General features: G+C 71.5%; 15 protein-coding genes. 8 read left to right on the top strand and 7 right to left on the bottom strand.

Annotated features, from left to right (window positions below; genetic code table 11):
• From tpiA to ACQP03_RS24380, 3 genes are all read left to right on the top strand, one after another.
• The gene (gene tpiA, locus ACQP03_RS24390) at positions 1 to 792 is read left to right on the top strand and encodes a triose-phosphate isomerase (protein ID WP_357134278.1); all 792 of its coding nucleotides are present in this window, start codon (positions 1 to 3) and stop codon (positions 790 to 792) included.
• A 95-nt stretch (positions 793 to 887) separates the two neighbouring features.
• Entirely contained in the window at positions 888 to 1,148 is a 261-nt protein-coding gene (secG, locus tag ACQP03_RS24385) for a preprotein translocase subunit SecG (protein ID WP_357134280.1), read from the top strand.
• Positions 1,149 to 1,287: 139 nt separating this feature from the next.
• Positions 1,288 to 1,629, top strand: coding sequence for an RNA polymerase-binding protein RbpA (locus ACQP03_RS24380; protein ID WP_357134282.1), 342 nt, complete (start codon positions 1,288 to 1,290; stop codon positions 1,627 to 1,629).
• Positions 1,630 to 1,683: 54 nt separating this feature from the next.
• Here the strand turns inward: ACQP03_RS24380 and pgl are convergent, their stop codons facing one another.
• The 6 genes from pgl to tkt all read right to left on the bottom strand — a co-directional run bounded on the left by pgl (position 1,684) and on the right by tkt (position 10,226).
• Positions 1,684 to 2,454 (bottom strand): 6-phosphogluconolactonase, encoded by a 771-nt coding sequence (pgl, locus tag ACQP03_RS24375; protein WP_357134284.1) that lies wholly within the window; start codon positions 2,452 to 2,454, stop codon positions 1,684 to 1,686.
• Positions 2,455 to 2,578: 124 nt separating this feature from the next.
• Complete coding sequence (locus ACQP03_RS24370; RefSeq protein WP_357134286.1) at positions 2,579 to 3,595, bottom strand: glucose-6-phosphate dehydrogenase assembly protein OpcA; 1,017 nt, start codon at positions 3,593 to 3,595, stop codon at positions 2,579 to 2,581.
• A complete protein-coding gene (gene zwf / locus ACQP03_RS24365) occupies positions 3,592 to 5,106 on the bottom strand; it encodes a glucose-6-phosphate dehydrogenase (protein ID WP_357134368.1) in 1,515 nt (504 codons plus the stop codon). Before zwf ends, ACQP03_RS24370 begins: the two co-directional genes overlap by 4 nt.
• Before the next feature lie 23 nt (positions 5,107 to 5,129).
• Complete coding sequence (locus ACQP03_RS24360; RefSeq protein WP_357134288.1) at positions 5,130 to 6,779, bottom strand: glucose-6-phosphate isomerase; 1,650 nt, start codon at positions 6,777 to 6,779, stop codon at positions 5,130 to 5,132.
• A gap of 117 nt (positions 6,780 to 6,896) precedes the next feature.
• Positions 6,897 to 8,072: a transaldolase gene (tal, locus tag ACQP03_RS24355; RefSeq protein WP_357134290.1), complete on the bottom strand. Its 1,176-nt coding sequence runs from the start codon at positions 8,070 to 8,072 to the stop codon at positions 6,897 to 6,899.
• Positions 8,073 to 8,087: 15 nt separating this feature from the next.
• Entirely contained in the window at positions 8,088 to 10,226 is a 2,139-nt protein-coding gene (tkt, locus tag ACQP03_RS24350) for a transketolase (RefSeq protein ID WP_357134292.1), read from the bottom strand.
• A 265-nt stretch (positions 10,227 to 10,491) separates the two neighbouring features.
• Between tkt and ACQP03_RS24345 the strand changes: the two genes are divergently transcribed.
• The 3 genes from ACQP03_RS24345 (at position 10,492) to ACQP03_RS24335 (ending at position 13,001) form a co-directional block, all read left to right on the top strand.
• Positions 10,492 to 11,445 carry a heme o synthase gene (locus tag ACQP03_RS24345; RefSeq protein ID WP_357134294.1) on the top strand — a complete coding sequence of 318 codons (954 nt, stop codon included), beginning with the start codon at positions 10,492 to 10,494 and terminating at the stop codon, positions 11,443 to 11,445.
• Positions 11,446 to 11,730: 285 nt separating this feature from the next.
• Positions 11,731 to 12,066, top strand: coding sequence for a hypothetical protein (locus ACQP03_RS24340; protein ID WP_357134296.1), 336 nt, complete (start codon positions 11,731 to 11,733; stop codon positions 12,064 to 12,066).
• 14 nt (positions 12,067 to 12,080) lie between these two features.
• Positions 12,081 to 13,001, top strand: coding sequence for an ATP-grasp domain-containing protein (locus ACQP03_RS24335; protein WP_357134298.1), 921 nt, complete (start codon positions 12,081 to 12,083; stop codon positions 12,999 to 13,001).
• Positions 13,002 to 14,084: 1,083 nt separating this feature from the next.
• Here the strand turns inward: ACQP03_RS24335 and ACQP03_RS24330 are convergent.
• Positions 14,085 to 15,026: a heme A synthase gene (locus ACQP03_RS24330; protein WP_396833387.1), complete on the bottom strand. Its 942-nt coding sequence runs from the start codon at positions 15,024 to 15,026 to the stop codon at positions 14,085 to 14,087.
• Positions 15,027 to 15,238: 212 nt separating this feature from the next.
• Here ACQP03_RS24330 and ACQP03_RS24325 point away from each other — a divergent pair, with 212 nt between their 5' ends.
• On the top strand, positions 15,239 to 15,940 hold the full coding sequence (locus ACQP03_RS24325) for a helix-turn-helix transcriptional regulator (protein WP_396833395.1): 702 nt from the start codon (positions 15,239 to 15,241) through the stop codon (positions 15,938 to 15,940).
• Positions 15,937 to 17,367 (top strand): Fe-S cluster assembly protein SufB, encoded by a 1,431-nt coding sequence (gene sufB / locus ACQP03_RS24320; protein ID WP_357134304.1) that lies wholly within the window; start codon positions 15,937 to 15,939, stop codon positions 17,365 to 17,367. The genes ACQP03_RS24325 and sufB overlap by 4 nt, the downstream gene beginning before the upstream one ends.
• Positions 17,368 to 17,425 lie beyond the last annotated feature (58 nt).

The raw sequence follows: 17,425 nt of genomic DNA, 5'->3' as shown, positions 1-17,425 counted from the left end.
ATGGCGAGCACGACCCGCCGGCCGTTGATGGCCGGCAACTGGAAGATGAACCTCAACCACCTCGAGGCCAACCTGCTCGTGCAGAAGTTGGCCGCGAGCCTCACCGAGAAGCAGCTCACCGAGGTCGAGACGGTGGTGCTGCCGCCCTTCACCGACCTGCGCACCGTGCAGACGGCGGTGGACGGCGACAAGCTGCTGATCGGCTACGGCGGGCAGGACCTGTCCCCGCACGCCTCCGGCGCGTACACCGGTGACATCTCCGGGCCGCTGCTGGCCAAGCTCGGCTGCACGTACGTGGTGGTCGGGCACTCCGAGCGGCGGGCCTACCACCACGAGGACGACTCGGTCGTCAACGCGAAGGTGAAGGCGGCGCTCACGCACGGCCTGACCCCCATCCTCTGCGTGGGGGAGGGGCTGGACGTGCGCGAGCAGGGCACCCACGTGGCGCACTGCTCCGACCAGCTCGACGGGGGCCTCGCCGGGCTCACGCCCGAGCAGGTACGCCAGGTGGTCATCGCGTACGAGCCGGTCTGGGCGATCGGCACCGGCAAGACGGCCACGCCGGAGGACGCCCAGGAGGTCTGCGGCGCGGTCCGCCAGCGGCTGGCTGAGCGCTTCGACGCCGAGACCGCTGACGCCGTCCGGGTCCTCTACGGCGGCTCGGTCAAGGCGTCAAACGTCGCCTCGATCATGGCCCAGCCGGACGTGGACGGCGGCCTGGTGGGCGGCGCGAGCCTGGACGCGGAGGAATTCGCGCAGATCTGCCGCTTCCCCGAGCACATCGCTCGCTGATCGCTCGCTATTCTGGACACCGCCCGTCCACCGGCCGGTGCCGGAGTGCCCGACCTGTCCGGGCGAGGATCGCTACGAGAGGACTGCCCCCAGCCATGCCGATCTGGTTCGCATACACGTTGATCGTGTTGCTGGTCATCACGAGCATTCTGCTCACCCTGCTCATCCTGCTGCACCGCGGTAAGGGCGGCGGGTTGTCGAGCATGTTCGGCGGCGGTGTCAGCTCCAGCCTCGCCGGCTCCTCGGTGGCCGAGAAGAACCTGGATCGGTACACCGTTCTGGTGGGTGTCGTCTGGTTCGCGGCAATCGTCGGGCTGGGTCTTTGGCTCCGTCTCCAGATGAACAGCGGCACCTGAGCAAGCCCGCCAAGTCGTACAATCTGCGCGCGGTCCGTCACTCGACGGGCCGCGCGCAGTATTTTCTCCGCTGCACCGCGTCGCCCGCCGCCCATCCCCGACGGCGGCGGGTCCCCTCCGACGACAGGAGCGAGCAGCCGTGCCCAGTGGCAATGTCATCCGTGGCGCCCGCGTCGGGTCCGCGCCCATGCGCCCGGACGAGCGGCACCAGCCGGCCCCCCGACAGGCCGTCACCTACTGGTGCCGCAACGATCACCAGACCGACATCCGGATCGCGGCCGACGCCACGGCGCCGCCGCTGTGGGACTGCCCCCGCTGCGGGCTCCCCGCCGGCCTGGACGCCGAGAACCCGCCCGGACGGGTCCGCGCCGAGCCCTACAAGAGCCACCTGGCGTACGTGAAGGAGCGGCGTACCGCCGAGGAGGGGGAGGCGTTGCTGGCCGAGGCCCTCGCCGCGCTGCGCCGCCGACGCGGCGAGTGAAAGGAAGGGCCCCTTATTCAACGCCAGGCGGTAATAAGGGGCCCTTCCTTTCACTCAGCGCAGGCTGCGCAGGCGGGCCGGCACGTCCGCGGCGGCCGCGCGGTCCAGCAACCAGCGGGTACGGTCCACGCCGTGCACCCCGGCGGCCGGGAGCTGCACCGGCCCCGCGCCGGCCAGAGCCATGCCCACCGCGCGTGCCTTGTCGGCGCCGGCGGCCACCAGCCAGACCTCCTCGGCCGTGTTGATCGCCCCCAGGGTGAGGGTGGTCCGCACCGGCGGCGGCTTCGGGCTGCCCCGCACCGCGCTGACCGGCCGCGTGTCGTGGTGCACCGGGTGCTCCGGGAAGACCGAGGCGACGTGCCCGTCCTCGCCCACACCGAGCATCAGCACGTCGAAGTGCGGCAGCGCGGCGTGCCCCGGCCGGGCGGCGCGGGCCAGCTCCTCGGCGTACGCGGCGGCGGCCGCCTCGGGGTCGTTGCCGGCCGGGCCGTCGGAGGCCGGCATGGCGTGCACCCGGGCCGGGTCCAGCGGCACCGAGTCCAGCAGGGCGGCCCGCGCCTGGGTCTCGTTGCGCTCCGGGTCACCGGACGGCAGGAACCGCTCGTCGCCCCACCACACGTCGACCCGGGACCAGTCGACCGCGTCGCGGGCCGGCAGCTGCGCCACCGCCCGGTAGACGGCGGCGGCGACCCGACCACCGGTGAGGACCACCGCGGCCTCGCCCCGGTCGGCCTGGGCGTCGAGCACCTTCACCAGCAGTCGGGCCGCCACGGCCTGCGCCAGCAGATCGGCGTCGGCGTGGACGGCGACACTCGCCTCGCTCATGGGTTGTGCCTTCGTTTCCGGACCGCTGGGCGGTCGCTGTCGCGTCGTGCCCGGACGCCGAGCGTCCGGAGGTGGCGGTGCGGGGCCGGGACGGTGCGTCCCGGCCCTGCCGGTGTCGTACTGCTCAGCTCTCGCCGCTCGTGCCGGTGTGCGCGGTGACCCCGGCCTCGGCGCGCTGGGCCGTGGCCGGATCCTTCCAGACGTGCACCCGCTGCGGCGGGCGCTGCTCCAGACCGCGCAGGCCGGCGGTCGCGCCCAACGCCTCCGCGTACACCTGGTCGGCGTCGAGGCGGCGCAGCTCCTCGGCCAGCTCGTCGCCGAGCGGCCGACGGACCAGCGGCAGCGCCCGATCCTCCTGACCGGTCCGCCGGAACACCGCCAGGCTGTCCTCGCGGGTCAGCGTCAGCTTGTCGCCGTTGGCGCAGGTCAACTGCACCTCGCGCATGCGGGGGAACTCGTCGGTGTCCACCCGGCGCGGGGTGATGCCGAGCCGGCTGGACAGCCAACCGACCATCAGGGCCGCCGTCGGGTCGCTGGGTGGCGCGACGACGGTCGCCTCGGTGACCTGCTCGCTGGTGGTGTCGAACGCCCCGGCGACCAGGGTCCGCCACGGGGTGATCCGGGTCCACGCCAGGTCGGTGTCGCCCGGGGCGTAGTCCCGGGCCCGCTGGCGCAGCGCCTCCACCGGGTCGGCGGCCTGCGCGGAGTCGGTGATCCGCCGGTCCGCGACCACACCGAGGAAGTCGGTGGCGATCTCCGCGGGCGGCTCACCGTGCCACCAGGTCACCACCGGTACGTCCGGCACCAGCAGCGGCATGACCACCGACTCGGCGTGCAGGGCGAGCCGCCCGTACATCCGAGTGACCACGGCCTCGCACGGGCCGAGACGACCGCCGACCACGATCTCCGCGTCCAGCCGGTTCCGGTCCCGCTCGATGTCTGAGCGGACCACGACCACCAGCCGGCACGGGTGGGCGGCGGCGGCGATGGTCGCCGCCGCCTCCGCCTCGCGCACGCGCTTCTCGTCCACCACCACGATGAGGGTGAGCGCCATGCCGCTGGCCACACCACCGGCGCTACGCCGCTCGGCGGCCAGCGCCTTGACCACCTCGTTGCCGGTGGTGTCCCACAGCCCGATCATGCTCTTCTCCAAGCGCGGCCCTCACGGGCCAGCATCTCGTCAGCCGCCCGTGGACCCCACTCGCCGGCCCGGTACGGCTCCGGGGTGGTGCCCACCCAGGCGTGCTCCAGCGGGTCGATGACCTGCCAGCTCTGCTCGACCTCGGCGGCGTCCGGGAACAGCGTGCGGTCCCCGATCAGCACGTCCAGGACGAGCCGCTCGTACGCCTCCGGGCTGGACTCGGTGAACGCCTCGCCGTACTGGAAGTCCATGGCGATGTCGCGGACCTCCATGGTGGTGCCCGGTACCTTCGAGCCGAACTTGAGCACCACGCCCTCGTCCGGCTGCACCCGGATGACCAACTGGTTGTTGCCCAGCGACTCCATGTCGGCGTCGTTGAACGGCAGGTGCGGCGCCTTCTTGAACATGATGGCGACCTCGGTGACCCGCCGGGGGAGTCGCTTGCCGGCCCGGATGTAGAACGGTACCTCGGCCCAGCGCCGGTTCTGGATGCCGAGGCGCACCGCCACGTACGTCTCCGTGGTGGAGTCGGCGGGCACGTCCCGCTCCTCCCGGTAGCCGACCGCGCGCTCGCCGCCCACCCAGCCGGGCAGGTACTGGCCCCGGACGGTGTCCCGGGCCACGTCCTTCGGCAGGGTGATCGCCTTGAGCACCTTCAGCTTCTCGGCCCGGATCTCGTCGGCGTCGAAGCTGGTCGGCTCCTCCATCGCCACCAGGGCGAGAAGTTGCAGGAGGTGGTTCTGCAGCACGTCGCGGGCGGTGCCGACGGTGTCGTAGAAGCCGGCCCGGGTGCCGATGCCGACGTCCTCGGCCATGGTGATCTGCACCGAGTCGACGTACTTGGAGTTCCACAGCGGCTCGAACAGGTTGTTGGCGAACCGCAGGGCCAGGATGTTCTGGACGGTCTCCTTGCCCAGGTAGTGGTCGATCCGGAAGACGTCCTGCCGGGTGAACACGTCGTCGACCAGGTCGTTGAGCGCCTTCGCCGACGGCAGGTCGTTGCCGAACGGCTTCTCCACCACGACCCGCCGCCAACCGCCGGACTTGTCGTTGTCGGCCATCCCGGTGCGGGCCAACTGCTTGAGCACGACGGGGAAGGCGGCCGGGGGGATGGAGAAGTAGAACGCCGCGTTACCGGCGATGCCGTGGGTCTGGCGCAGGTCGTCCAAGGTCGAGGCGAGCTGGTCGAAGGCGGCGTCGTCGTCGAACGAGCCGCCCACGAACTTGATGTTGCCGGCCAGCCGCGCCCAGACCTCGTCCCGCCACGGCGTACGGGCGTGCTTCTTGGCCGCCTCGCAGGCCAGGGTCTCGAAGTCACCGTCGCCCCAGTCGCGGCGCGCGAAGCCGAGCACCACGAAACCGGGCGGCAGCAGCCCCCGGTTCGCCAGGTCGTAGACCGCCGGCAGCAACTTCTTGCGGGCCAGGTCGCCGGTCACCCCGAAGATCACCAGAGCGCACGGCTCGGGGATCCGGGGCAACCGGCGGTCCTGCGGGTCGCGTAGCGGGTTCACGCCTTGGGTCACGTCGTCCATCCTCACGTGCGCAGCTGACCGGCCGCGTCGAGCAGTTGGGCGACCCCGGCGGCCCGGTCGGTCAGGTGCAGTCGCAGCACCGGCCGGTCCCGGCCGGCGAGGGCCTGCCGGTCGCCGGCGGCCTGCGCCGCCTGCAACTCGCCGAAGGTGTACGGCTTGCCCGGCACGTCCAGGTCCTCCGCGACCGCGCCGGTCACCTGCAGGTAGCTGCCCACCTGCGGGCCGCCCTTGTGGTACTGGCCGGTGGAGTGCAGGAACCGCGGCCCCCAGCCGAAGGTGACCGGCCGGCCGGACGCGCCGGCCAGCAACGGCCGCAACCCGGCCGTGTCGGCGTCGGCGAACCGGTCGAGGTACGCCATCACCGCGAGGTAACCGTCGTCGCCCAGCCCGTCGAGCAGCCACCGCAGCACCCCGGCCAGGTCACCCGGGGCGCCCTGCGGCGCGTACACCTCGATCGCGCCCTCGGTGAACGACGGCTCCTCCGTCGGCAGCCCCGAGGCCAGGATCTTGTTGGTGTTCTCCTTGGACTCGGTGACGTTCGGCTGGTTGAACGGGTCGATGCCGAGCACCACGCCGGCCACCGCGGTGGCGTACTCCCAGGCCAGGAACTGCGCGCCGAGCGGGCCGTTGACGGCCACGTCCGGGTCGGCGCCGCCGCCGGGCACGTCACCGGCGGCCAGCGCGCCGCCGTAGCTGACGGTCAGCACGTCGGGGCCGGTCGCGCCGGGGCTCTGCGGTGACTCCACGACCACCGGCAGGATGCCCACGCCGGCCTTGCCGGTCGACTCGGCGATGAGCTGCTCGGCCCAGTCGCCCAGACCGTCGATGCCGGTGCCGTCGGACACCAGGGCGACCTTGTCGCGGGCCAGCGTGGCGGCGGCGCCCAGCGCGGCGCCCAGCGCCAGCGCCGGGTTGTCGCTGTCGGCGGCGAGCGACCGGGCCAACGCGTCGGCCTGGTCGATCAGCTCCGACACGTCGACGCCGGCCAGCGCGGACGGCACCAGCCCGAACGCGGTCAGCGCCGAGTACCGGCCGCCCACGTTCGGGTCGGCGAGCACGGTGAACGCGCCCATCTCGGTCGCGGTCGCCTCCAGCGGCGAGCCCGGGTCGGTGACGATGACGAAGTGCCGGCCGGCCTCCGCCTCGGTCATCCCGGCGTCCAGGAACGCCTGCCAGTAGGCGCGGCGGTGGCTGTCGGTCTCCACCGTCGAGCCGGACTTGCTGGCGACCACCACCACGGTGCGTTCCAGCCGGTCACCGAGGGCCGCCCGGACCTGGCCCGGGTCGGTGGTGTCCAGCACCGTCAACGGCCGGCCCAGGGTCCGCGTGATGACCTCGGGGGCGAGCGACGAGCCACCCATGCCGGCGAGCACGACGTGGTCCAGGTCGGCCAGCTCCGCCTTCAGCTCGGCGAGCTGCGCCAGCAGCTCCCGGCTGCGCTGGTGGGTATCCACCCAACCGAGCCGGATCTTCGCCTCGGCCTCGGCGTCCGAACCCCACAGGGTCGTGTCCTTGGCGGCCAGCCGCCCGGGGACGCCGGCCTTGACCAGCGCCTCCCGGGTCGAGGCGGGCGCGGCCTTGTCGACCGCGTCCGCGCCGTAGACGGCGAGCCCGGCGGCGGCCTCCGCCGGCCCGGCAAGAAGATCACTCATGCCGCCACTCCACTTCGTTCCGTGCCGTCATGAGGCGCCTTCACGCTGGGCTTGCCGATTCGCTCGCTGCGCTCGCTCATGCCGCCACTCCACTTCGCTGGGTGCTGATCGGCTCGCTCACGCGCCACCGGCCTTCTCGGCGGCCTTGGCGTTGCCTTCGGCGGCCTTGTTCGGCGCACCCTGGCCCTTCGCCGCGGCCTTCAGCGACTTGCTGACGCCGTCGAGCAGCTCCTGCCAGCTCGCCTCGAACTTCTCCACGCCCTCGCGCTCCAGGGTGACGATCACGTCCGCCATGTCCACCCCGACCGACTCCAGGTCCGCGAAGACCTTCCGGGCCGCGTCGTAGGACCCGGTGACGGTGTCGCCGCGGGTCTCGCCGTGATCGGCGTACGCGTGGATGACCGACTCCGGCATGGTGTTGACCGTTCCGGCGGCGATCAGCTCCTCGACGTAGATGACGTCCCGGTAGTCCGGGTTCTTCGTCGAGGTGGAGGCCCACAGCGGCCGCTGCGGGTGCGCGCCGGCGGCCTCGAGCGCCTTCCAGCGGTCCGAGGAGAAGACCTCGGTGTACCGCTCGTACGCGAGCTGCGCGTTGGCCACGGCGGCCTTGCCGCGCAGCGCCTTGGCCTGGTCCGAGCCGATCTTCTCGAGCCTCTTGTCGACCTCGGAATCCACCCGGGAGACGAAGAACGACGCGACCGAGCCGATGGTGGACAGGTCGTGACCGTTGGCCTTGGCCCGCTCCAGGCCGGCCAGGAACGCCTCCATCACCGCCGAGTAGCGGTCCAGGCCGAAGATCAGCGTCACGTTGACGCTGATCCCCTCGGCGAGCGTGTCGGCGATCGCCGACAGGCCCTCCTCGGTGGCCGGGATCTTGATGAAGAGGTTGGGCCGGTCGACCAGCCACCACAGCGCCTTGGCCTCGGCGACCGTCTTGTCGGCGTCGTGCGCGCTGCGCGGGTCCACCTCGATGGAGACCCGGCCGTCCACGCCGGCGCTGCCGTCGTAGGACGGGCGCATCACGTCGCACGCCCACCGTACGTCGTACGTGGTGAGCATCCGGACGGCCTCTTCGACGTCCACGCCACGGGTGGCCAGGTCGCGAAGCTGCCAGTTGTACTCGTCGGCGTCGCTGAGCGCCTTTGCGAAGATCGTCGGGTTGGTGGTGACCCCGGCCACGTGCTTCTCGCGGCGGAGCTGGTCCAGCCCGCCGGAGCTCAGACGCACCCGGGAGAGATCGTCGAGCCAGACCGCCACACCCGCGGCGGTGAGCTCATTCAGCTTGTCGGTCATGCCGTTTACGCTCCCTCAGTTGCCGGTGGTGAAACCGGTGATGTCGCCCACCCGGGCCAGCGAGGCGTGCGCCGCCGCCACGATCCGGTCGGGGGTGAACCCGAACTGCTCGAAGAGCACGGTGTGCGGGGCGCTCGCGCCGTAGTGCTCGATGCTGACGCTCTCGCCCAGGTCGCCGACGATCCCGCGCCAGGACATCGCGATGCCCGCCTCCACGCTCACCCGTGCCTTTACCCCACGCGGGAGCACCGACTCCCGGTACGCCTCATCCTGCTCGTAGAACCACTCCTGGCAGGGCATCGAGACCACCCGGGTCGGGGTGCCGTCGGCCTCCAGCCGCTCCCGGGCGGTCAGGGCGAGCTGCACCTCGGACCCGGTGCCGATGATGATCACCTGGGGCTTGCCGTTGGACGCCTCGGCCAGCACGTAACCGCCCTTGGCCACACCTGACGCATCGCCCAGAACCTCCCGGTCCAGGGTCGGCAGGGCCTGGCGGCTCAGCGCCAGCGCGGTCGGTCGGTCGGTGTGCTCCAGCGCCTGCCGCCAGGCCCACACCGTCTCGTTGCCGTCCGCCGGGCGGACCACGTCCAGGCCCGGGATGGCGCGCAGCGCGGTCAGGTGCTCCACCGGCTGGTGGGTCGGGCCGTCCTCGCCCAGACCGATCGAGTCGTGCGTCCAGACGTACGTCACGGGCAGCTTCATCAGCGCGGCCAGCCGCACCGAGGGGCGCATGTAGTCGCTGAACACCAGGAACGTGCCGCCGTACGGGCGGGTGCCGCCGTGCAGGGCGATGCCGTTCAGGATCGCGCCCATGGCGTGCTCACGGATGCCGAAGTGCAGCGTGCGGCCGTACTCGTGGCCCGGGAAGTCCTTGGTGGCGTGCGAGGCCGGGATGAACGACGGCTCGCCCTTCATGGTGGTGTTGTTGCTCTCGGCCAGGTCGGCCGAGCCGCCCCACAGCTCCGGCAGCACCGGCGCGAGCGCCTCCAGCACCTTGCCGGACGCGGCCCGGGTGGCCACACCCTTGGCGTCGGCGGGGAAGACCGGCAGCGCGTCGGTCCAGCCGTCGGGCAGCACCCGGCCGGCGAGCCGCTCGTAGAGCGCGGTGCGCTCGGGGTTGGCCTTCTTCCAGGCGTCGAACGACGCGGTCCACGCCTGCTCGGCGTCCGAGCCGCGACCCATCACCGTGCGGGCGTGACCCAGCACCTCCTCGTCGACCTGGAAGGTCTGCTCCGGGTCGAAGCCGAGGATGCGCTTGGTGGCCTTGACCTCGTCGGCGCCGAGCGCGGAGCCGTGGATCTTGCCGGTGTTCTGCTTGTTGGGCGCGGGCCAACCGATGATGGTGCGCAGCGCGATGAACGAGGGGCGGGTGGTCTCCGCCTTGGCGGCCACCAGCGCGTCGTACAGCGCCTCGACGTTCTCGTGGTAGTCGCCCTGGTCGGCGTCCCCGCTGCGCCAGTCGACGGTCTGCACGTGCCAGCCGTACGCCTCGTAGCGGGCCGCCACGTCCTCGCTCTTGGCGATCCGGGTGTCGTCCTCGATCGAGATCTCGTTGTCGTCGTAGATCAGCGTGAGGCTGCCCAGCTGCTGGTGCCCGGCGAGGGCGCTGGCCTCGTGGCTGATGCCCTCCTCGATGTCGCCGTCGGAGGCGATGCACCAGATGTTGTGGTCGAAGACCGACGTGCCCGGCTCGGCCTCCGGGTCGAATAGGCCCCGCTCGCGGCGGGCCGCCATGGCCATGCCGACGGCGTTGCCCAGACCCTGCCCGAGCGGGCCGGTGGTGGTCTCGACGCCCGGCGTGTGGCCGTGCTCCGGGTGGCCCGGGGTCATCGAGCCCCACTGGCGCAGCGACTTCAGGTCGTCCAGGCTCAGCGGGTAGCCGGAGAGGAAGAGCTGGATGTAGAGCGTCAGGCTGGAGTGGCCGGCGGAGAGCACGAACCGGTCCCGGCCGGGCCAGTTCGGGTCGGCCGGGTTGTGCCGCATGACCCGGTTGAAGAGAAGATAGGCCGCGGGCGCGAGGCTCATCGCGGTGCCCGGGTGGCCGTTGCCGGATTTCTCCACGGCATCCATGGCCAGCACGCGGACGGTGTCGACGGCCCGGCGATCGAGGTCGGACCAGTTGAGTGCGGAGTGCTCGGGTCGGTTGGCAGCCACGATGGTTGTGCTCCTCGGCAGATGGGCGGAACCCTCACTGGTGACCCTATCGAGCGTGACTAAACGTCCGCCCGGGGATCTCGCATGGTGTGCGGTACGTGACGGCGGCCCAGGTCGTTCAACCCGGTGGTGTGACGGCCCGCACCGTTGTCGGGTCGGCCGGGCAGCCAAAACGACGACGCGTAGTGTGTGGGTCGGTGTGCGGTGCCCGAGCGGGGCCCCGCCGATCCGATCTCCCCGTGCCGATGCCGGAAGGTGGCAATCCGTGAGCATGATCACCGAGCGCCCCGCGAGCAACCCCGCCGGGCAGCCCCCGGCACGGGCGGCCGAGGGTCCGGTGGCGCGGCGGGACGTGCGCGCGATCGTGTCGTCGTACGTGGCGCTGACCAAGCCGCGCATCGTCGAACTGCTGTTGGTCACCACCGTCCCGGCGATGATGCTCGCCGAGGGCGGCCTGCCGTCGCTGTGGCTGATGGCTGTCGTGCTCGTCGGTGGCTCGCTCGCGGCCGGGGCGGCCAGCGTCCTCAACTGCTACATCGACCGCGACATCGACCAGTTGATGCGGCGCACCAAGCGGCGTCCGCTGCCGGCGCACACCGTGTCGCCCCGTAACGCGCTGGTCTTCGGTCTGGTGCTGGCGGCGGTCTCGATCGTCCTGATGGCGGCGTTCACCAATCTGCTCGCCGCGGGGCTGACGCTCGCCGCGATCGTCTACTACGACGTCGTCTACACCATGTGGCTCAAGCGCTCCACCCCGACGAACACGTTCTGGGGTGGGGCCTGCGGCGCGGCGCCGGTGCTCATCGGCTGGGCGGCGGTCACCGGTGGGCTCGCTCCGGCGGCCTGGGCGCTGTTCGCGGTGGTCTTCTTCTGGCAGATGCCGCACTTCTACCCGCTCGCCATGAAGTACAAGGACGACTACGCCCGCGCCGGCATCCCGATGCTGCCCGTGGTGGCCTCGACCCGTCGGGTGAACGCCGAGATTCTGATCTTCGCCTGGCTCACGGTGCTCACCTCCCTGGCGGTCTGGCCGCTGGGGCTCAGCGCGATCTACGGCGTGCCGACCCTGGTGGTGGGCGCCATCTTCATCCTTGAGGCGCACAAGCTCTGCCGGCGGGCGACGCGCGGCGAAGCGGTCAAGCCGATGCGGCTGTTCCACTGGTCCACGACGTACCTGACGATCGTGTTCGTGGCCGTCGCGCTCGACGCGCTGATCTGACGCCGCCCGGCGCGCGGCCCGCGTTTCGCCAACAATCCTGCGAACAGTCATCGTCATGGATGAGTTGTCCCGCTTTAACGTCACATCAGAGTAACTTTCGGCATGAGCCGGATCGGCTCAACCTGCGGGAGTTGCAGCCTGGTTTGCTCCGGAAGTTGAGGCGGGAAAGTCCTGATTTAAGCGGACAAAGTGTCCCTGCTGTTCCTTAAACCTCTAGGTAATTGGCATCACAAAAGCTTCATGGTTCTCGCCCGCGCGAGTGGAACTCTGCTTAGGCTTCGCGTCATGGCAGATGGTTCCGATACGACGCTGACGGCCGAGCAGAGCTCCGGCGAGCAGGCCCCGCAGGGTCTGGTCGCGGGTCTCAAGTCGTTCGCCGCCGGGCACGGCGGCGCGAAGGCCGTCATCGAGTACGTCGGTAAGCGCGGCGCGCGGATCGTCCTCGTGGGCGCCGACGGTGAGTGGGGCGACCAGTTCGCCGAGGACACCGTCACGGCCCGGGAGGCGTGCGCCAAGGCGGGAGTCACCGTCGAGAACGCCTGGGAGCGTGAACTGATGGACCAGATGCGACCGAGCAACGACCTCTGGCGGTCGATGGCCCGGCGCACGATGGCCCGCTGAGATAGCTAGCTGGATTGACCAACCACCACCAGTCGACCCGGGGGGAACCCCGGGTCGCTCTCGTTACCTGCTCCCGCCTGGTCGACCTTGACCCCGACGACCGCCTCGTCCTCGACCCGCTCGCCGCGCGGGGGATCATCGCCGAAGCGGCGGTCTGGGACGACCCGGACGTCGACTGGTCCGCGTACGACCTTGTCGTGCTCCGCTCGCCGTGGGACTACGCGCTGCGCCGCGACGAGTTCGTCGCCTGGGCCGCCACGGTGCCCACCCTGGTCAACCCCGCCGACGTGGTGCGGTGGAACACCGACAAGCGCTACCTCGGCGAGCTGAGCGCCGCCGGCGTACCCACCGTGCCGACCGCCTGGGTCGAGCCGGGCGCGAGCTGGTCGCCGCCCGCCGACACCGGCGAGTACGTGATCAAACCGGCGGTCAGCTCCGGTAGCCAGGACACCGGCCGTTACGACCTGGCCGACCCGGAGCACCGGGCCCTCGCCGACGCGCACGTACGTCGCCTCTCGGCCGCCGGCCGGACGACGATGGTCCAGCCGTACCTGAGCGCCGTCGACACCGAGGGCGAGACCGCGCTGCTCTTCCTGGCCGGCCCGGACGGTCTCGCGTTCAGCCACGCCATCCGCAAGGGCGCCATGTTGACCGGCCCCGACCTCGGTCCGGACGAGCTGTACAAGGCCGAGGAGATCACCGCCCGCACCGCCGCGGTCGAGCAGTTGGCCGTCGCGGACCGGACCCTAGCGGCGGTCCCCGGCGGCACCCGGCAGTTGCTCTACGCCCGCGTGGATCTGATCTCCGGCCCGGCCGGCGACCCGGTCCTGGTCGAGTTGGAGCTGACCGAGCCGTCGCTCTTCCTCGGGTACGCCGAGAACGCCCCCGACCGCCTGGCCACCGCGATCGCCACCCACCTGACCCACCCGGCCTGACCACGTCGAGGTAGGGCGGTGTCCCGGCGTGCCCCCTACGAGCTCCGTGGCGTGGCGTGTCGCGCCGTGCCGTGTCGCGCCCTGCCGTGGCGTGCCGTGCCGTGCCGTGGCGTGCCGTGCCGTGCCGTGCCGTGGCGTGCCGCGTCGTGGCGTGCCGTGCCGCGTCGTGGCGTGCCGTGGCGTGCCGTGCCGTGCCCTGGCGTGGGTGCCGTGCCGTGGCGTGGGTGCCGTGCCGTGTCGTGTCGTGCCGTGTCGTGGCGTGGCGAGGCGGTGACCGCCCTGGAGGTGCGCGGATGCCGGGCGGGGCGCCGATGCGGCGCTGCCTCGACGTTGGCGGCTGGCCCAGCACCGCCTCGACGGCGGCGGCGCCCGCAAGGTCGCGCTGCATCCAGGATGTAGTGGTATCGCGGACACGTCGATGCCACTACATCCTGGTTCGAGCGTGACCATGAGCCCTGCGGGGTGCCCCGCCGCCGCGCCGGCTCTGTCGCGACGCCCGCCAGTCCTCGCGCACCCGCGCACCCGCGCACCCGCGCACCCGCGCACCCGCGCACCCGCGCACCCGCGCACCCGCGCACCCGCGCACCCGCGCACCCGCGCACCCGCGCACCCGCGCACCCGCGCACCCGCGCACCCGCGCACCCGCGCACCTATCGCCCTTCGCCCCTCCCACCTCTCGGTCCTCGCCCCTCTCGCCCCTCGTCAAGATCCGCGCAACTTCGGGGATGTTGCTGCCTCCCGCGTCCCGGAGGCAGCAACAACCCTGAACTTGCGTAAATCTTGGGCAGGCGTGCAGACGCGATAGCGCAGGCGGGGCGGCGCGCAGGCGCGGACGCACGACAGCGCGCGAGGCGCAGGCGTGCACCCGAGAGGGGACACCGGCGGGCGCAGGACGCAAGGGCTGCGCCCCGCACGTCTCGCCCATCGCGCCGATCTTGCACTTTCTGTCCCGACCTATCGCGCGAATATGGGCACTTCGGCGTTCGTAAGTGCAAGATCGACGCGTGTAGGGCGGGGCGTGCTTGGCGCGGGGCCCGGCGAGGCGCGCGGGGCGGGGCGCGGGGGTGGGCCGGGGCGCGGGGGTCAGGCGGGGACGGGTTGGGCTTCTGGCGCTGGGGTGGGCTGGGGTGCCGGGGGGACCGGGTGGCGTTCGCGGGTGGACCACTGGACGGACAGGGCGGCCAGTAGCACCAGGCACGAGCCCAGCATGTGCGCGCCGACCAGGAGCGCCGGCACGTGGGTGAAGTACTGCACGAAGCCGATGAGTCCCTGACCCAACTCCACCGCGACCAGGACGACGGCGGCCCGGGTGGCCCGCCGCGCCTCCGCCGCGCGGAACGCGAAGATGAGCGCCACCGACAGGCCGATCAACAGGAATACCCCGTCGGCGTGGACCTGGGAGATGGCCTCCGGGTCCAGGCCGTTGCGGGCCGCGCCGTGGTCGCCGGCGTGTGGGCCGCTGCCGGTGACCCAGGTGCCGATCACCAGTACCGCGACGGTGACGCCGGTGGTGATCCGGGCGAGCGCGCGCAGGGGAGTGGGCACCGCGGCGACCGTCGGGCCGTCCGGGTCGCCGATCCGCCGCCAGAGGGCGTACGCGGCGGCGATCACCGCCATCGAGGAGAGGAAGTGCAGCCCCACCACCCACGGGTTGAGGTTGGTGAGCACCGTGATGCCGCCGATCACCGCCTGGGCGGGGATGCCCAGGAACACGGCGACGGACAGCGCGAGGAGCCCGGGCCGGCGGGGCCGGTGGATCAGCACTGCCAGCACGGTGGCCAGCGCGATGAGACCGACCGCGAAGGTCAGCATCCGGTTGCTGAACTCGATCACGCCGTACACGCCCATCTCGGGTGTGGTGACGTACGAGTCGTCGGTGCACCGGGGCCAGGTGGGGCAGCCGAGGCCCGATGCGGTCAGCCGGACCGCCCCGCCGGTGACGACGATGGCCACGTTCGCGATGATCGAGGCGAGCGCGAGGCGGCGCAGCAGGACGCTGGATACCGGACGGACGAATCGGTTCACGGCGCAAATCCTACGCACTGTAGTGATCGAGGTCCGTCCGACTCCGTCGGCTCGGTGGTTCGGATCACCGGGGCCCGGGTTTGCGACCCTCCGGGCAATTACGTAACGTTGGCGTTGTGAAAAACGCGGCGGCGCTCTCCGGGCACCAGCCGGCGGCTGTCCCGGCCGTCGGCGCGTCCGCGTCCGCCCTCGTCGGGGCCTCGCCGTCCGTACTGGGTGGCTCCGCGACGGAGACCTCCACCCGGGACCGCGTCACCCAGTTGCTCCTGGAGCGGGGCGCGACGACCGCCGCGCAGCTCGGTCTCGCGCTCGGCCTCAGCCCGGCGGCGATCCGCCGGCACCTGGACGCGATGCTCGCCGACGGTGACGTCGTCGCCCGCGAGCAGGCGGTGCAGGGCAGCCGGGGTCGGGGTCGTCCGGCCAAGGTGTTCGTCCTGACCGAGGCGGCTCGGGTTCGCTGTGGCACACACCACTACGACAACATGGCCACCGCGGCGCTGCGCTGGATCGCCCGCAACGGTGGTGCGGACGCGGTCGAGACGTTCGCGGCCGAGCAGGTCTCCGCGCTCGAGTCGCGCTGTCGCGCCGCCATGGAGGACGCCGGCGACGACCCTCTCGCGCGGGCCGAGGCGCTCGCCGGAGCGCTGACCGCCGAGGGTTACGCTGCCAACGCGACCACGATCGCCTCCGGCGGCCAGCTCTGTCAGCACCACTGCCCGGTGGCGCACGTGGCCGCCGAGTTTCCTCAGCTGTGCGAGGCCGAGACCGCGGTGATCTCCCGTCTGGTCGGCACCCACGTGCAGCGCCTGGCCACCATCGCGCACGGCGACGGGGTGTGCACCACGCACATCCCGACCCAGCCGGGCCGTGCTTCATCCGGTAATCCCGTCACCACTGTGAGGACAGATAGATGACCGAGCAGATCGTCCAGCCCCTGACCCAGGAAGAGCAGCTCGCCGCCCTGGGTCGCTACGAGTACGGCTGGTCCGACCCGGACGCCGCCGGGGCGGTTGCCCAGCGCGGCATCAACGAGGCGGTGGTGCGGGACATCTCGGCCAAGAAGAACGAGCCGGCCTGGATGCTCGACCTGCGCCTGAAGGGCCTGCGGCTGTTCGGCCGCAAGCCGATGCCGGCCTGGGGCGCGGACCTCACCGGCATCGACTTCGACAACATCAAGTACTTCGTGCGGTCCACCGAGAAGCAGGCCACCAGCTGGGAGGACCTGCCCGAGGACATCAAGAACACGTACGACCGGCTGGGCATCCCGGAGGCCGAGAAGCAGCGGCTGGTCGCGGGTGTCGCGGCGCAGTACGAGTCGGAGGTCGTCTACCACAAGATCCGTGAGGACCTTGAGGAGCAGGGCGTCATCTTCCTGGACACCGACACCGCGCTGCGGGAGCACGAGGACGTCTTCAAGGAGTACTTCGGCACGGTGATCCCGGTCGGCGACAACAAGTTCGCCGCGCTGAACACCTCCGTGTGGTCCGGTGGCTCGTTCATCTACGTGCCGAAGGGCGTGCACGTGGAGATCCCGCTGCAGGCCTACTTCCGGATCAACACGGAGAACATGGGCCAGTTCGAGCGGACGCTGATCATCGTCGACGAGGGCGCGTACGTGCACTACGTCGAGGGCTGCACCGCGCCGCTCTACTCCTCCGACTCGCTGCACAGCGCGGTAGTGGAGATCATCGTCAAGAAGAACGCGCGCTGCCGCTACACGACCATCCAGAACTGGTCGAACAACGTCTACAACCTGGTCACCAAGCGCGCCGTCTGCCACGAGGGCGCGACCATGGAGTGGGTCGACGGCAACATCGGCTCCAAGGTGACCATGAAGTACCCGGCGGTCTACATGACCGGCGAGCACGCCAAGGGCGAGGTGCTCTCGGTGGCGATGGCCGGCGAGGGTCAGCACCAGGACGCCGGCGCCAAGATGGTGCACGCGGCTCCGCACACCTCCTCGAGCATCATCTCCAAGTCGATCGCCCGGGGCGGCGGCCGCACCTCGTACCGGGGTCTGGTGCAGGTGCTGGAGGGCTCGCACCACAGCCGCAGCACGGTCAAGTGCGACGCGCTGCTGGTCGACACCATCTCCCGCTCCGACACGTACCCGTACGTCGACATCCGCGAGGACGACGTGTCGATGGGCCACGAGGCGACCGTCTCCAAGATCAGCGACGACCAGCTCTTCTACCTGATGAGCCGGGGCCTGAGCGAGGACGAGGCGATGGCGATGATCGTGCGCGGCTTCATCGAGCCGATCGCCAAGGAACTCCCGATGGAGTACGCCCTGGAGCTGAACCGGCTCATCGAACTCCAGATGGAGGGCGCGGTCGGCTGACGCCGCCGTTCCCCGCGTGGCGGGCCGGCGACGCCGGCCCGCCCGCACGAAGCCCAAC

Source organism: Micromonospora sp. CA-248212, assembly GCF_050948405.1.
Classification (GTDB): domain Bacteria; phylum Actinomycetota; class Actinomycetes; order Mycobacteriales; family Micromonosporaceae; genus Micromonospora.
The sequence above is the reverse complement of the archived record's forward strand: the minus strand, read 5'-3'. Positions and strand labels throughout refer to the sequence as shown.